The organism is Paenibacillus sp. FSL H7-0442 (assembly GCF_038593105.1).
Taxonomy (GTDB): Bacteria; Bacillota; Bacilli; order Paenibacillales; family Paenibacillaceae; genus Paenibacillus; species Paenibacillus polymyxa_D.
Map to the genome: position 1 here is coordinate 1,644,808 of NZ_CP151963.1, position 16,046 is coordinate 1,660,853.

At 45.2% G+C, this 16,046-nt stretch carries 16 protein-coding genes and 1 riboswitch; of the genes, 11 read left to right on the forward strand and 5 right to left on the reverse strand.

Translation table 11 applies throughout. The features are described from left to right. Positions 1-22 precede the first annotated feature (22 nt). The 4 genes from MHH57_RS07455 (at position 23) to MHH57_RS07470 (ending at position 3,631) form a co-directional block, all read left to right on the forward strand. Positions 23-388, forward strand: a complete 366-nt coding sequence (locus MHH57_RS07455) for an arsenate reductase family protein (protein ID WP_141695545.1) — start codon at positions 23-25, stop codon at positions 386-388. A gap of 72 nt (positions 389-460) precedes the next feature. Beyond that, a complete protein-coding gene (locus tag MHH57_RS07460; RefSeq protein WP_080710677.1) occupies positions 461-1,357 on the forward strand; it encodes a 5'-3' exonuclease H3TH domain-containing protein in 897 nt (298 codons plus the stop codon). Between the two features lie 221 nt (positions 1,358-1,578). Then, positions 1,579-2,457, forward strand: a complete 879-nt coding sequence (locus MHH57_RS07465; protein WP_307348962.1) for an ROK family protein — start codon at positions 1,579-1,581, stop codon at positions 2,455-2,457. Between the two features lie 166 nt (positions 2,458-2,623). Continuing rightward, positions 2,624-3,631 carry an HRDC domain-containing protein gene (locus MHH57_RS07470; RefSeq protein ID WP_340954898.1) on the forward strand — a complete coding sequence of 336 codons (1,008 nt, stop codon included), beginning with the start codon at positions 2,624-2,626 and terminating at the stop codon, positions 3,629-3,631. A 160-nt stretch (positions 3,632-3,791) separates the two neighbouring features. On the opposite strand, the gene corA is transcribed toward MHH57_RS07470, so the two are convergent. After that, positions 3,792-4,727, reverse strand: a complete 936-nt coding sequence (gene corA, locus MHH57_RS07475) for a magnesium/cobalt transporter CorA (protein ID WP_023987788.1) — start codon at positions 4,725-4,727, stop codon at positions 3,792-3,794. Between the two features lie 552 nt (positions 4,728-5,279). Next, a riboswitch (SAM riboswitch) is annotated at positions 5,280-5,405 on the forward strand. Between the two features lie 118 nt (positions 5,406-5,523). Here corA and metA point away from each other — a divergent pair. The 4 genes from metA (at position 5,524) to mqnC (ending at position 10,492) form a co-directional block, all read left to right on the forward strand. After that, a complete protein-coding gene (gene metA / locus MHH57_RS07480; protein WP_039269776.1) occupies positions 5,524-6,441 on the forward strand; it encodes a homoserine O-succinyltransferase in 918 nt (305 codons plus the stop codon). A gap of 125 nt (positions 6,442-6,566) precedes the next feature. Beyond that, positions 6,567-7,751, forward strand: a complete 1,185-nt coding sequence (locus tag MHH57_RS07485; RefSeq protein WP_069012830.1) for a PLP-dependent transferase — start codon at positions 6,567-6,569, stop codon at positions 7,749-7,751. After that, the gene (locus MHH57_RS07490; protein ID WP_342434992.1) at positions 7,748-8,926 is read left to right on the forward strand and encodes an aminotransferase class I/II-fold pyridoxal phosphate-dependent enzyme; all 1,179 of its coding nucleotides are present in this window, start codon (positions 7,748-7,750) and stop codon (positions 8,924-8,926) included. Before MHH57_RS07485 ends, MHH57_RS07490 begins: the two co-directional genes overlap by 4 nt. Before the next feature lie 432 nt (positions 8,927-9,358). Continuing rightward, the gene (mqnC, locus tag MHH57_RS07495) at positions 9,359-10,492 is read left to right on the forward strand and encodes a cyclic dehypoxanthinyl futalosine synthase (protein ID WP_029516502.1); all 1,134 of its coding nucleotides are present in this window, start codon (positions 9,359-9,361) and stop codon (positions 10,490-10,492) included. A 96-nt stretch (positions 10,493-10,588) separates the two neighbouring features. Here mqnC and MHH57_RS07500 read toward each other — a convergent pair whose 3' ends face one another. From MHH57_RS07500 to MHH57_RS07515, 4 genes are all read right to left on the reverse strand, one after another. Beyond that, positions 10,589-11,452, reverse strand: coding sequence for a YitT family protein (locus tag MHH57_RS07500; protein WP_342435167.1), 864 nt, complete (start codon positions 11,450-11,452; stop codon positions 10,589-10,591). A gap of 83 nt (positions 11,453-11,535) precedes the next feature. Further along, positions 11,536-12,762: a cation:proton antiporter gene (locus tag MHH57_RS07505; RefSeq protein WP_023987794.1), complete on the reverse strand. Its 1,227-nt coding sequence runs from the start codon at positions 12,760-12,762 to the stop codon at positions 11,536-11,538. Between the two features lie 4 nt (positions 12,763-12,766). Continuing rightward, positions 12,767-13,261, reverse strand: coding sequence for a cation:proton antiporter regulatory subunit (locus tag MHH57_RS07510; protein WP_342434993.1), 495 nt, complete (start codon positions 13,259-13,261; stop codon positions 12,767-12,769). A gap of 208 nt (positions 13,262-13,469) precedes the next feature. Then, entirely contained in the window at positions 13,470-13,865 is a 396-nt protein-coding gene (locus MHH57_RS07515) for a hypothetical protein (protein ID WP_069012825.1), read from the reverse strand. 240 nt (positions 13,866-14,105) lie between these two features. Here MHH57_RS07515 and MHH57_RS07520 point away from each other — a divergent pair, with 240 nt between their 5' ends. The 3 genes from MHH57_RS07520 (at position 14,106) to MHH57_RS07530 (ending at position 16,017) form a co-directional block, all read left to right on the forward strand. Then, the gene (locus MHH57_RS07520; RefSeq protein WP_342434994.1) at positions 14,106-14,987 is read left to right on the forward strand and encodes a putative sporulation protein YtxC; all 882 of its coding nucleotides are present in this window, start codon (positions 14,106-14,108) and stop codon (positions 14,985-14,987) included. 61 nt (positions 14,988-15,048) lie between these two features. After that, a complete protein-coding gene (locus MHH57_RS07525; protein ID WP_013309429.1) occupies positions 15,049-15,624 on the forward strand; it encodes a 3D domain-containing protein in 576 nt (191 codons plus the stop codon). Between the two features lie 84 nt (positions 15,625-15,708). Continuing rightward, positions 15,709-16,017 (forward strand): hypothetical protein, encoded by a 309-nt coding sequence (locus MHH57_RS07530; protein ID WP_029516507.1) that lies wholly within the window; start codon positions 15,709-15,711, stop codon positions 16,015-16,017. Positions 16,018-16,046 lie beyond the last annotated feature (29 nt).

Below are 16,046 nucleotides of genomic sequence, written 5' to 3' on the forward strand. Positions count from 1 at the left end.
CCAAATGGAGGTTAAACTAGCGATGAGCCAACTGAAAGTATATCAGTATTCTAAATGCAGTACCTGCCGTAATGCAGTGAAATGGCTGCAAAACAAGGGGCATGAGACGGAACTGATTCCTATTTTTGAACAGCCGCCCGGCCCGGAGGAATTGGAAGAATTGATTCGCAAAAGCGGGCTGGAGCTGAAAAAGTTTTTCAATACTAGCGGTGAGGTGTACAAAGAGTTAAAGCTGAAAGATAAGCTGGGAGACATGAGCCGTGAAGAGCAAATTTCGCTTTTATCCTCAAATGGAAGATTAATCAAACGCCCGATTGTAACCGACGGTAACAAAGTAACGGTAGGGTTCAAAGAGGAAACATTTGAGGGCACATGGGGAGCTCAATAACGCCCAATTTACCCCCACGATATGTTATACTGTGGGGGTTAAATATTATGATGAATGGGAGCAATACAATCTGTGACACAACGCAATGAACAATCCGTAATGCTGGTTGACGGCATGGCCCTGCTATTTCGCGCTTATTATGCAACCGCCGCAAACGGTTATATCCGTCGTACAAAAGCTGGGGTGCCAACGAACGCCATATATGGTTTTATTCGATATTTTTGGGATGCAGTCCAAACGTTTAATCCTACACATGTTATTTGTTGCTGGGATATGGGCGGAACGACATTCCGTGGGGAACATTTTGCTGCGTATAAGGGAAATCGAGCCGACGCACCAGATGATTTGATTCCCCAATTTACATTGATTCGTGAAGTGACGGACAGCCTCGGCATTCCCAACATTGGAGCGGAAGGCTTTGAAGCCGATGATTGTATCGGTACGCTTGCACGCCATTATTCGCAAAATGAGGACATGGATGTAATGATTCTCTCGGGAGATCATGATTTACTTCAATTAGTGGATGATCGGACACGGGTCATTATTATGAAAAAGGGCCACGGCAATTATATGGTATACACCCCGGAGACCCTGCTGACTGAAAAAGGGCTTAAGCCACGCCAAGTGGTGGACCTTAAAGGCCTGATGGGGGATGCAAGCGATAATTATCCAGGAGTACGAGGTATTGGTGAGAAAACGGCACTCAAGCTGGTGCAGGAATACGACTCTATTGAGGGCATTCTGGAGAATCTGGATCAATTAACACCATCGGTCCGCAAAAAAATTGAGAGTGATTTGGATATGCTGCATCTTTCACGCAAACTCGCTGAAATTCACTGTGGTGTACCTGTAGCATGTGCTTTGGATAGTTGTCTGCTGACGTTGGATCACGTGCAAATTGTAGACAAGTTTGAGCAGCTTGAAATGAAAAGCTTGTGTACATTAATGGGTGTCGCAACCGGATCATAATGAAGCTATTAGGCTTGGTACGACAATTTAAATAAAGTAAGTTATATAGGGATGCTGAGGCTGGATGCGTCAGTGTCCTTATTTGTATACGTTATGTTAACGGAGTTATATCGTCTTGTGAAGGATTATATACAATTGCGATTAGGGGATTGACCTCAGGTACATTTCAGGTGAATATAGTGGAGAGAGAACCGGATTATCGAAAGGGGACAACAGCAACTATGACAGTATTGGGAGCAATTGAGGCAGGCGGTACCAAATTTGTATGTGGAATTGGCAACGAACGTGGAGAGGTACTGGAACGAGCGAGCTTTCCAACAACCACACCAGCAGAAACAATGGAGAATGTCATCGCATTTTTTGAAGGCAAGGGCATTGAAGCATTGGGCGTAGGTTCGTTCGGGCCGATTGATCCTATCGAAGGTAGTGATACATATGGTTATATTACAACAACGCCAAAGCCACATTGGGGAAATTACAATCTGATTGGTAAACTGAAAGAGCATTTTGATGTGCCTATGGGGTTTGATACGGATGTGAATGGAGCAGCACTTGGTGAGTCTATTTGGGGTGCCGCCAAAGGATTGGACAACTGTCTGTATATCACGATAGGTACAGGCATCGGGGCAGGTGCTTTGGTTGGTGGAAAGCTAATACATGGATTATCTCACCCGGAAATGGGGCATATTCTGGTACGTCGTCACCCAGAAGATACTTACGAGGGGACATGTCCTTATCACGGAGATTGTTTGGAGGGTCTGGCAGCAGGTCCTGCGCTCGAAAAAAGATGGAAGGTTAAAGGACATGAGCTTTCTGTCGATCACCCGGCCTGGGAAATGGAAGCGCACTATCTGGCACAGGCTTTAATGAGCTATGTATTAATCCTGTCCCCGCAAAAAATTATTATGGGCGGGGGAGTAATGAAGCAAGACCAATTGTTCCCGCTCATTCGTACCAAACTACAAGAACTTTTGAACGGATACGTGCAGCATTCGAGTCTGACAACAGATATTGAGCAATATATCGTATCTCCAGGATTGGGTGACAATGCTGGATTGTGTGGTGCTCTGGCATTGGCAAAGGAAAAGCTGAATCATTAGAATTTAGGGTTGACGGCACTCCAAGGTACGGTTATTATATAGGCAACAGTATAGTACGGCTCAAAAAGGGAAGCACCTTTCTTGCGAACACGCAGGATAGGTGCTTTTTTTTGCGTTTTTGTGTTGTGCGGGACTGTCTTTCAACGATATGAGGGAGGAAGAAATCATGGAGATTGTATTTTTAAATCGCTTGTCCAAACGGAATGAACAGGGCTATGAGGACTTTGCTCAGGTATGGATTGGGCAGCATGAAGGGGGATGGAGTGCAGGCTGGAGCACACACCATGTCCCGGATGAAAGTATAGACGACCTTTGGTATGAGGGCAGCTTGTGGCAGGAATTACTGCATGTATACCGTCATGAGCTGGCGCTCAAAATGGCTGAGGGCTACAGGCCCTTAATCCATGGCGTATTTCATGAGCAAGAAGGATCATCAGGGCGAGGACAGACGCTGCAAAAGCTGTATTGCTACAGTGATTTGTATCCACGTGATGAAGTGTATGAGCAATTGACGATGTGGAGACGGCAAAAAGCAGCAACGGAACGAAAAGCACCTTATTTTATCGCTACGAATCGACTGCTTCGGCTCATTAGCGTTTATCTTCCCCATACCGAAGAAGAACTGTTGGAGCTGCCTGGTATGGGTCAGGGTAAGGTGTCGCAATATGGGACGGAGCTATTGGCTATTACGACACAAAATGACCGCACCACGCCATTTCCGTTGAACTGGGTAACAGAGACGCTGGAAGAAGAAGTTTTTTTGTCATGGCTATACAAGCAAAAAGAGAACCAGTACAGGCAGGAGCTGAACAAATTCAGCTTAACTAGAACGATTATTGAAGGCATTTCGGACGGTCTTTCACTGGAGCATATCGGAATGAAGACAGGTTTGCATCGTAGAGAGATGATTGAAGCTGTGGAGCATTTGGATAGAGATGGTATTGATATGGAGAAGCTGATCCACAACGAATTGGTGAATGTATCTGAGGCGGAGCAGGCAGCTATCTGGTCTGCTTATGAAGAGTTGGGGGATACGTTGCTCAAGCCCGTCATGCTGAAAGTGTATGGGGAAGAAAAGGCAACCGAAACAGGACTGGATCAGATTTATGAGCGTCTGCGTCTGATCCGTATACGGTTTCGTCATCAGCAGGTACCCGACCGACATGTTGGATAATATAGAACTGGTTGGATAAAGCTAGGTATTAAAGTATATTCAGGGTCCAACATACTAAAAAGCAGCAGCCAGTTCCTCACAGGACACGGCTGCTGCTTTTTATGACCAAGCTTGAAAATAGAAAAAAGTATCCAATTCGATACTTTTTCCCCTTTTATTTTTAAACCCAGTCTTTCTTACGGAAAATACAGAACATACTGACGCCTAATGCCACCATAATACCAATGACGACAAAATAGCCATAACGTGTATGAAGCTCAGGCATATTATCGAAGTTCATCCCATATATTCCGGTAATGACCGTCAATGGCATAAATACGGTCGTAATTGCTGTAAACACACGCATAATTTCATTGGCACGGTTGGCGATACTGGATTGATAAGCTTCTCGAAGGTTACCCATCAAGTCGCGGTAAGTTTCGAAAGTCTCCGAAATTTTCACAGCATTTTCATAAATGTCGCTAAAATATTTTTGCAATTGATCGTCGATGAGCCGCAAATCCCGCTTGTTCAGGGTATTGATGACTTCTTTTTGCGGGCCCAACACTTTTTTCAGCCACAGAATCTCACTGCGTAAGCCGATGATTTCGTTCAAATGCGACTTTTTCGTATGCATTAGAATATCTTCTTCCAGCTTTTCAATGCGGACCTCAATCCGGTCACCAACCAGAAAATAGTTGTCAACAATTAAGTCGACCAACAGATACATAAAACGGTCAGGCTGGCTGACTTCTTGCTCCCACAGCATAGGCTTGAGGGTACGAAGCTCATTGATTTTCTGCTTGGTCACCGTAATGATAAAATGGCGGCCGAGAAAAATGTTCAAAGCTCGCAAAAATATTTCTTCATCATCAAAACGAATGCTATTTACAACGATAAAATAATGGCTTTCATAAATTTCAATCTTCGGACGCTGTTCTTCTTCACTCAAACAGTCTTCTACTGCAAGATCATGCATGGAAAATAAAGGCTGGAGCACTGCCAAATCATCGACATCGGCATCAATCCAATAAAAACCTTCTGCCGGTGCAGTAAGCGCCATTTCAATTTCTTCGACAGGGGTAAAAACCCCGTTGTTGACCAAACGGATTTTCATATACGTCACTCCTTATGCTCCGCCGTAACGGAAATACGTTTACCTTAAGCATAAGGAATGGACTCAGTTAGCCAGTTAGCCGGTGCGGGTAAGCGTGCACTCTCATCAAAAGCCGGAGGCTTTTGGAGCATGCAGAGCCTGGCGTCCCGTCTTTCGGCAAGCTGAAGTCATTCCTATGCTGTTGTTCAGGGATCGCCGCCTATTCGGACTCGGGTCGCCTTCCATTCCGGATTCACCTCTCAAATGTTCTTTTTTTAGATTGCCACAGTATCGCAGGAAACACTCAAGTCTGCACTACTGCTCCATATTTTTGCCTAATAGCACTTGTATAGTATAACGCTCGGCCTACGGCCTTTCAAGCGCAAAATCATGGGCAAAATCAACAGTAGTGGCAAGAGCTTCAGCGATAGGAGGGATATGATTTAACCTATGGAAAAGGTAGACAAAATGTGAATGCAGGTTACAAATTTGCAAGTCCCATCTTGACGAAGCCCAGCCGATGCATTAAAGTGAACAACAAGAACTTTGTGAACCCAAAATGAATATAGCGAAATCTTATCAAGAGCAGGTGGAGGGACTAGCCCGATGATACCCGGCAACCGGCGATTTTAATCGCACGGTGCTAATTCTTGCAGGACGCGCGCTTTGTACAAAGCGCGTTGCCCTGACAGATGAGAGAGGCGCATATGGATACAAATATGACCTTTCTCTAACCAGAGAAAGGTCTTTTTATTATATGCCCGGCATCTCAACAAGACGATTTTCGCAAAACTTACCGAACAAGGAGTGAGTTTACATGCCGATTAAAATCCCAGACACATTACCTGCTAAGGAAGTGCTGGAGGGCGAAAATATTTTCGTAATGGATGAAAGCTTGGCTTATCATCAGGATATTCGTCCGTTGCGTATCGCCATTTTGAATTTAATGCCTACAAAGGAAACGACGGAAACCCAACTGTTGCGTCTGGTCGGCAATACGCCGTTGCAAGTGGATGTCACGCTGGTGCACATGAAGTCTCATGTATCCAAAAATACATCGCAAGAATATTTGAACATGTTCTATAAAACGTTCGACGAGATCAAGAACAGTCGTTTTGACGGCATGGTCATTACAGGAGCCCCGGTTGAACAGCTTGAGTTTGAGGATGTGAACTACTGGGAGGAAATCCGGCAAATCTTTGAATGGACGAAAACGAATGTAACTTCGACCATGCATATCTGTTGGGCCTCACAGGCAGGCTTATACCATCATTTCGATGTCCCTAAATATGGGCTCGACTACAAATGCTTCGGTGTATTTCCACACACCGTGATAAAACCTAAAGTAAAATTGTTACGCGGCTTTGATGAACTGTTTTATGCCCCTCACTCCAGACATACGGAGGTTCGTCGGGAAGATATTGATCATATCGCCGAATTAGAAGTTTTATCCGAATCCGAGGAAGCTGGGGTGTACCTCGTAGCCACGCTTGACGGTAAACAAATTTTTGTAACTGGGCATTCTGAATATGACCCGCTTTCACTGAAATGGGAATACGACCGCGATGTAGCCAAAGGAATGGATATTGAAGTCCCCAAAAATTATTTTCCTAATGATGATCCTGAGCGCACCCCCCCCTCAATTTGGCGGGCGCACGCCAATTTATTATTCTCGAATTGGCTGAACTATTATGTATACCAAGAAACACCTTATGATATCGGGCCCCAGATTTAAAAAAGGAGCATGTAGTTTACCTTTGTAGAGTATCACCTTGCAGTAGCGCAGCAGTATAGTCTTTGACATCCATTTTTGCAGGATTGGTTATAGCACCCACTATGGAAGTTAACAGGAGGATTCATATGAGTGAGAAACAGTGGAAAATCGAAAGTAGATTGGCACAAATCGGTTCAGTAGAAGAGCCAGTAACCGGGGCTGTTAATTACCCGATTTACCAATCTACGGCGTTCCGCCATCCCCGTCTGGGTCAAAGCACAGGATTTGATTACATTCGGACGATCAATCCCACGCGAAAGGTACTGGAAGAGGCTTCTGCTGCACTTGAATCGGGTGATGCAGGCTTTGCATGCAGCTCAGGTATGGCGGCGCTGCAAACGGTATTTGCATTGTTTGGACAGGGAGATCATCTCATAGTATCGCTGGATCTGTATGGCGGGACGTATCGTTTGCTGGAGCGTATTTTGTCTAAATTTGGTGTGACAGCCAGTTATGTGGATACGAACGATCTTGAAGCGCTCGAACAGTCATGTCGACCGAATACCAAAGCTGTATTCATAGAAACGCCTACAAATCCGTTAATGATGATTACTGATATTCGAGCGGTGGCTAAATGGGCATCACAACATCAGTTGCTTACCATTGTAGATAATACGCTGCTAACGCCATATTTCCAGCGGCCATTGGAACTGGGCGCGGATATTGTGGTACATAGCGCAACCAAATATTTGGGCGGACACAACGATGTGCTGGCAGGGTTGATCGTAACCAAAGGCAAAGAGCTATCAGCTGAAATTGCATTCCTGCACAATTCCATAGGGGCAGTGCTTTCCCCAAGCGATTGCTACCAGTTAATGAAGGGCATGAAGACGTTAGCGCTGCGTATGGACCGGCACGAGCATAATGCAACAGTGCTGTCTAACTATTTACTGACGCATCCGGCTGTGGCGGAAGTATTTTATCCAGCTCTAGAAGGCCATCCAGGTCGTGAGATTCAAAATAAACAATCCAGCGGAAATACGGGTATCTTTTCCTTTAAAGTAAAGGATGCTCGTTATGTGGAACCTTTGCTTCGTCACATTAAGCTCATTGCGTTTGCGGAAAGTCTCGGCGGTGTGGAATCGTTAATGACCTATCCCGCTGTGCAGACACATGCGGACATACCAGCAGAAATTCGGGATGCAGTCGGGGTAGATGACAGGCTGTTGCGTTTCTCCGTAGGCATTGAGCATACAGACGACCTAATTGAAGATTTACGTTCGGCGTTGGAAGCGGCACGTCAAGAAGTAGAAGGAGGAGAGCTGCAATGATAGAGGATGCGAGGAGGATCGGGCAGGATCTGAACAAAGAGCGGAAGTTCGCTACCAAGCTGCTGCATTTTGGCTCTGAAATTGACAGCGTTACGGGGGCATCGAGCGTCCCGATCTATCAAGCTTCTACCTTCCACCATCACGATATTTTTAATCCTCCACAGCATGACTATAGCCGTTCAGGTAATCCGACACGACAAGCTTTGGAGGATTATATCGCTTTATTAGAAGGCGGGGCGTGCGGTTTTGCCTTTGCATCAGGTATGGCGGCCATCTCTACTACATTTATGCTCTTGTCTGCTGGAGATCATGTCATTGTTTCCGAGGACGTATATGGAGGAACATATCGACTGCTGACCTCCATTTTGAAACGGATGAATATCGAAACGACCTTCGTCGACATGACGGACCTCAACCTTGTGAAAGATGCGTTGCAGGAGAATACAAGGGCTGTATATATGGAAACTCCGTCCAATCCGACACTCAAAATTACCGATGTGGCAGGAATAACTTCTTGGGCACAGGACAACGGGCTTTTAACGTTATTGGATAATACTTTTATGACACCTTATTATCAACGTCCGATTGAGCAGGGAGTTGATATTGTATTGCACAGCGCGACCAAGTTTCTGGGCGGACACAGCGATGTGCTGGCAGGACTTGCGGTAGCACGTACCGAATCGTTGGGAAGACAAATCAAGCAGCTCCAAAATGGACTGGGTACCGTGTTGGCTCCGCAGGAGTCATGGTTGCTCATGCGCGGTATGAAGACACTGGAGGCTCGTATGGCTCACAGCGAAAAGAGCGCAGCGAAGCTTGCTAACTGGCTGAACGAGCGCAACGACATTGAGGCGGTATACTACCCGGGTCTGGAGAATCATCCAGGGCGTGAAGTTCATGAGTGCCAATCCAGCGGTTATGGTGCAGTGATATCTTTTGATGTGGGTTCTGGTGAGCGTGCAAAAGAAGTCCTCAGTCGCGTACGTATTCCAATTGTAGCGGTGAGTCTGGGAGCTGTGGAAAGCATCTTGTCGTATCCGGCGATGATGTCACATGCGGCTATGCCCCATAGTGTACGATTGGAGCGCGGGATTACGAACGGACTACTCCGTTTCTCCGTAGGTTTGGAGGATATTGACGACCTGATCAGTGATCTGGATGAGGCGCTGCGCTAGAGCGTTAGCACATCCGCAGCATCTTTGTCGTTTTCACGCTGAGAGCAAATATGTACAGTACTAAACAGCAAGTTTCCAGTATTTCAGGAGGCTTGCTGTTTTCTATAAAATAACATGAACGACAGTGTGAAAAAAGACACTTTTCAGTTCTGTTTTCTTATTTTTTGGCTATATGCAATGTTGAGATAAGCTTGGCAGTTGCCTGTTTTCCTAGGTGAAAAGCAGAAAGAAGCGGGAATAAGTATGGTTCCTTACCTAAAGATATGTTAGTATTATCATTAGGTTTTACTATGCTAAATAGCACAGACAACATACAAGGCTAGTCATGAACATACATTACGGCAGGGTTCGAACGCAGGTTTGTGAAAGCATTCTCGTTCATAAGTCCTGTCGTTCATTTCGTCGCCCTGTGACAGCGAAGGAGGATACACCATGAGTGTAATCGACCATATTTTAGATAAAGCCCTACGCGGCGAACGCCTGAATTTAGAGGATACCGTTGCTTTGTTCGAATCAGACGAGGTAGAAAAAATCGGTCATGCGGCGAATAAAGTCATGAATCGCATGCATCCCGATCCCGTTAAAACCTTCGTTATCGGACGAAATATTAACTATACAAACGTGTGTGACGTATACTGTCGCTTCTGCGCTTTTTATCGTAGACCAGGTTCTGATGAAGGTTATGTTTTGCCGGATGAGGTGATCTTTCAGAAGATCAAGGAAACGCAGGAAGTAGGTGGCACCGAAATTCTAATGCAAGGCGGTGTGAACCCGAATCTGCCGTTCAGTTATTATACCGATTTGCTGAAAGGTATCAAGGAGCGTTTTCCCGATATTACGATGCACTCCTTCTCGCCAGCTGAAATTCACAAAATGAAGGAGAAATCTGGTCTTTCTATGGAAGAAACAATCCGCGCCATTCATGAAGCTGGATTGGATTCGCTTCCGGGCGGAGGTGGAGAAATTTTGGATGACCGCACACGCCGCAAAATTAGCCGTCTCAAAGGCTCTTGGCGTGATTGGATGGATGTCATGCAAACGGCTCATAAGGTTGGGATGAACACGACTGCTACGATGGTTATTGGCTTTGGCGAGTTGATGGAGGAGCGTGCGCTGCATTTGTTGCGTGTTCGTGATGCTCAGGACGAATGCATTGAAAACAAATATAATTCTGAAGGATTTTTGGCCTTTATTCCTTGGACCTTCCAGCCAGACAATACCAACCTGAAGAAGGAACGTCAGACGCCGGAGGAATATCTGAAGACCGTTGCGATCAGTCGTCTTGTATTGGATAACATCAAGCATATTCAATCCTCATGGGTAACTATGGGACCTGAAATCGGTAAAAAATCGTTGTACTACGGTTGCGATGATTTTGGTAGCACCATGATTGAGGAAAACGTAGTTTCCGCTGCAGGCGCAACGTATAAGGTTAACATTGAATCCATTTTACAGTTGATCCGCGAGACGGGTCACATTCCGGCACAGCGTAATACCCGTTATGATATTATTCGTACTTTTGACAGTGCCAGCAGTATTGAACATGATTTTATCATGCAGAATTAATATCCGTTAATATAGTGTTCATTACAAAACGCCTATCTGTACTAATCGTTATACATAGATTAGTGCAGATAAGCGTTTTTTTGATGTGTTACTTTGCTATGCTTTCCATCGTTTCATATACATGATCTCAGCTTGCGGGTCTGCCATTTGAATGACTGCCTTAAAGCGCTGCAAATCCAACAGATGAACGCTGTAAACGATGACCATTTGTTCTTTTTTATCCTCAGATTCGCTTTTGATCTTGCCCTCTATCTGGGCAGAGCCTACAACAGGCGTGCTGTGTATACGCAGCCTGCGATATATGGCATCCTCGACGGTTGGCTGCTTCTTGCTGACAACACAAACCATACGCGTCAGACCGGTAAACATCAGCCGGGTCGTTTCGTAGGCGGCGAGGCAGGATAAGGCTGAATATAGAGCTGGCTCCCATCCTAGCACAAAGCCAGCTGTAATGAGCAGCAGACCATTACACAGCATAACAATCTGTATTAACGGAATCTTGCGGTGTGTTAGCAACAATGTGGATGGACGGCCATCGCCTGATTCGTTAAGTCCTAGTGAATCGAGCAGACCACCGTGACGAGCTGCCAGCCCTGCGCCAAGCCCGATACAGATTCCGCCGCCCAAAGCACATACGACCGGATGGCCGCTCACTGCCGGAAAAGGCGAAAGAATGATGGCTGAGCCTGAAAAGGCGAACAAGCCGGGTAGTGCACGGAGCAGCATGGGTTTGTGAGTAGACAGAGAATACAGCAGCATGAGTGGTAAATTCAAAACGAATAGCAGTAACCCAAAATGCTCTTGTGTATAAAGCGACATGAGTCTGGAGATCCCCGTGACGCCTCCAGCGATCATATCATGCGGATGCAAAAACAATTCTAGACCGACGGATGCCGTAATCCCGCCAATCACCGTATAAAAGACAGGGAACCTGCTCGCATCTTCTGAAGCGGGCTTCACAAGCCGCCTCATAGAGTTTCGGCATGTTTAATAGCGTGCGGCATAGCCTTCCCTCCTATGGATTGTCGTATCCAGCTTTACAGTTACGCCGAGTTACTTTCTTCTTTTCGTAGGCGGGGGTCCTTGAACTTGAATATTTTGTTTAACATATTAAAAATAGGTTTTGACTGCTTTGTGAGAAGTGGTCCAAGAATGGCCAGTATGAGTACATAGATGGCTGCAAAGGGTTGAACAATATCAAGTAAACCACCTTCCTTACCCAAGTTGGCCATGATAATCGAAAATTCACCCCGTGCCACAATGGTCAGGCCGATATTTGCTGACGCTTTGGGAGATAAGGAGGCCGTACGCCCAGCCAGCATTCCTGCCCAAATGTTACCAAACAACGTGAGGACAACTGCTGCCAGCGCAAGCCATATCGCGTTTCCTCCTAGGGACAGTGGATCAATGGATAGTCCAAAGCTGAAAAAGAACAGGGCACCGAAGAAATCGCGGAAAGGAACAATTAAATGCTCGATTCGTTTGGCATGTTCTGTTTCGGCTAGTACCAGACCGACCAACAGGGCGCCGATAGCTTCCGCCACATGAATCGTTTCCGAAAAACCTGCCACCAGAAACAGGGAGCCGAAAACAACAAGTCCGAATACCTCATTGGAGCGAATACGAAGAATCCGATTTAACAGAGGGACGGCCTTACGGCCGATAATAATGACTGCAAGCATAAAGCCAAGCGCGATTAACGCTGATAGCAGCACACCCCCGAGCGAGGATGAATCGCTAAGAACCAATCCGGAGAGGATGGAGATGTATACGGCGAGGAAAACATCCTCGAACATAATAATGCCCAAAATCATTTCAGTTTCAGCATTGGCAGTCCGCTTGAGATCTACCAGCACCTTCGCAGCAATAGCACTGGATGATATGGTTGTAATTCCGGCGATAACCAGCGTTTCTGCTACAGGAAAGCCGCTCAGGAAGCCAAGAGCCAGCCCCAGTGTGAAATTGATGCCAATATAAATGGTGCCACCCACGGCAATGGAGCGGCCTGATTTAATTAACCGACCTACTGAAAACTCCAGACCCAAGTAAAAGAGAAGAAACAGCACTCCGATTCTTCCCATAAAATCAATAAAAGGGGCGCTTTCGATAAAGCGAAAATCAAAATGCCATAGCTCCATCGCATGCGGTCCAACTGCCATTCCGATCAGGATATAAAAAGGGATGACCGAGAAGCGCAGTTTGGAGGAAATAAGTCCGGCTGCAGCGATGAGAGCAATTGCCAATCCAACCTCAAATACCAGATGATCCATCCAATCACCCGCTTCCGTTCATAAGGATTTGTTTAAAGCGTTTTTGCTGATCGCGTTCCCCAACAACAACTACAGTGGCATCATCGTTAATAATCACTTCAGGACCAGGATTTACATATTTCTTTCCCTTTTTCTCCACAATGGCAATAACAGTGGCTCCCGAATTTTGCCTAATATCCAGCTCACCGATGGATTTGCCAACACTTGCATAGTGAGATTCCACTCTATACCATTCGATAATAAAATCGTCAAACGTCATTTCTACACTTTCAAGCTGTTTGGGCTTATATGTCATACCCCCGATGATGGAGGCTACCAATCGCGCTTCCTGATCATTCAGGGTTGTCGTAGAAATACTTTGTTCCAAATCCTCGTAATCAAAGTGATACAACTCACGCCTGCCATCATCATGAATAATAATGACAATTCGGTCGCCACTCTCTGCATCTATTCGATACTTAATCCCGATTCCTGGCAAAATAGACTCTCGAATATCCATTTGTAAAGCCTCCTGTACGATACGTTATTTAAATGAATGGTATGGGAAATAAATCACATGCTTTGGGAGTGACATGGAAACTTTCTTTTTGTATTAAATTTTATAAATTAACATAGAAAACCTGATAAATATACTTAACGTATTACACTTATTGGGAACGGTTAACAAATAGACATGCAAATGTGGTGATGTGCATGCTTAAGGGAGGTTAAGCCACATAACTAGAGGTAAATTTGATGGGGAACAAGTACAATTGCTTCTTTAGTTTGCAAATGACAGGAATAAAAGGCAGACGTAGTTTAGGGATGCTCAATAGCAGCACAAACGCTATCAAAATGACAAAGGGAAGTGATTTGGCCGCAGCGATCACCAGATGAAGTAAAGGGGAGGATTTGCGTATAGCTGGTTTGGGATGGTGCTCCAGACCGTGAGAATCTGTTTCTAACGAGGAAACATCAGCATGAGACAGGAGAGAAGATCCCGCAGTAAACTGAAGGGATTGAGTAGTGTCTTCTGCATGAAACGTCACAGGAAGGGACAAAATCTGAACGAGGCTCAATATGACGATCATGAATGTACGCAGCATGTTCAGCATCGTTGACATCTTATCTCCTCCCTCTTGTGAAAAATTCATATTAATTTAACCTTAACATACCCCACCCTAAATATTCAAACGTCTTTCGTTTTTTTCCTATACCACAGTCATTGTTTATAACACGCCAACCGGCTTTTTGAAACCTGATCATCCTCTTTTGACTATGTCTTTCTGTTTCCAGTCGTTCACTTCGTATAACCCTTCAGAGGCCGCCATATACTGAAAGCAGTGATCGAAAGGAGTGAGCCAATGGAACTGTTTACAGTGTGGACCAATACAGACGGAGATCAGGAAACCGACCGGTTTTACGAAGTGGTCAAAAGTAGAACAAAGGGGCTACATATGTCACGGCGCGGATTTCGATTCACTTTCAGACAGCTGGACAACAAAGTGGCATGGACCTGCAAGGGCACAGAAAGCAATTCGGCGTTTGAAAGCTTTCTCCCCTGTGTATACAGCATCATGTCTTCGGCAATAGCGGATTATATTATCGAGGTCAAGGAGTGGGGGCTGCTTAATCTCATTCTCACCAAAGCCTGTTCGCTGCTGGAGAAAGAGGATACAGAGCAAATTCGCAATATGATTCGTTCACTGTTAAACGATGATGGCCCGAGAGGTCGTTTGAAGCGTCATGGTAAGCTGACCACTCTCCTGGAGAAGGATTTCAAGGAGCTTCGTGTGATCAATTTGGAAGGACTGATTCAATTTAGGCTCCATGCGTATAAAAAAGAGCTTGAAGAAATCGTCGACTATGCCATGGAAGAATTCTGGGCAGATCGGCAATACGAAGAATTTATGGGGCTGCTTAAATATTTTGTTTTTTTTCAGGAAAGCAAAGTTCCGCTCGTACACGTACTTCACCAAGGCGGACATAATTTTACGATTCTTGATAGTGCCATGGTGCCGATACCGACTCCCGATGCAGATGACATCATTGTCGAGATGCCAGGCATCGAACTGGAAATGGAGGTCGAGGATCGAATCGTGAGCACCCTTATTTCGATTTCTCCTGCTTCCATTATATTGCATACAGACGATGAGCACACCCCCATAGTGCGGACACTCCTGCATATTTTTGAAGATAAAGTGAAGCTGAGCAGATTTTATCCAGGTCAGGATGTTCAAAAATAATAATCTGTTCGTATAAACCAATGGATTTCTGGAAAGCCTTTGCCTCAAGGGGAGGTTTTTTATGAGATCCATGTTGGTATGGAAACGGATTTTGGGAACCGTGTTAATCGCAACCTGTCTGGTATTGCCCGGCAATGAAGTTTACGGTCACAAAGAACCGGTCCAGCATAAGAAATGGCAGTCCACACCTGTTTTAGCTCCACGCGAAGAGCAGGTTATTACGACCATGACGGTCACAGCAACAGGATATACAGCAGGCTATGAATCGACTGGCAAACGGCCAAGTCATCCCGGTTACGGTATTACGTATTCCGGTGTAAAAGTGCGTCGTGACAAGAACACGCTGTCTACGATTGCGGCTGATCCCAAAACGTTTCCTTTGGGAAGCATATTGTACATTCCTGGTTATGGATACGGGATTGTAGCAGATACAGGTTCTGCGATTAAGGGTAATAAAATTGATTTGTATTTTAAAACAACCCGGCAGGTGTATTCTGAATGGGGCAAGAAAGATGTGGATGTTCAAATTATAAAAAAAGGGAACGGAAAATGTACGGAAAAGATGGTGAAATCGCTCCAAAAGGCGATAGAAACGCATAAAACCATTCCGACCGCGACACTGGATGCTTCCATATAATCCTTGAATATTGTTTTTTCCAACATCACATACTATGTTGCGGGATGAGTTTATCCCACAAAACATACTGGGAGGTTGAGAATTATGCCAAATCAAGGCGGAAGTTCTTTCACGAACAAAGGCTTCAATGCGAGCACAGGAAATCAGTTCAAAGCGGAATTTGCACAAGACAATACGGTAGGTGTTGTTTCACAAAAGGTAAAGCAGTCTGAACAAAATAAAATTCAAGACAACTTCCAGACACCAAATGAGAAGTATGATGAAGAATTTGCAACAGATCAAGGCGGTACAGGTGCAGTAGCACAAAAAGTTCAAAACTCTAGTCGCAACAAAATTCAAAACAATGCTCAAACACCGAACGAAAAGTTCGACGAAAACTTTAACACGAAATAAAAAAGCATATATAATCGATAATGCTCCGG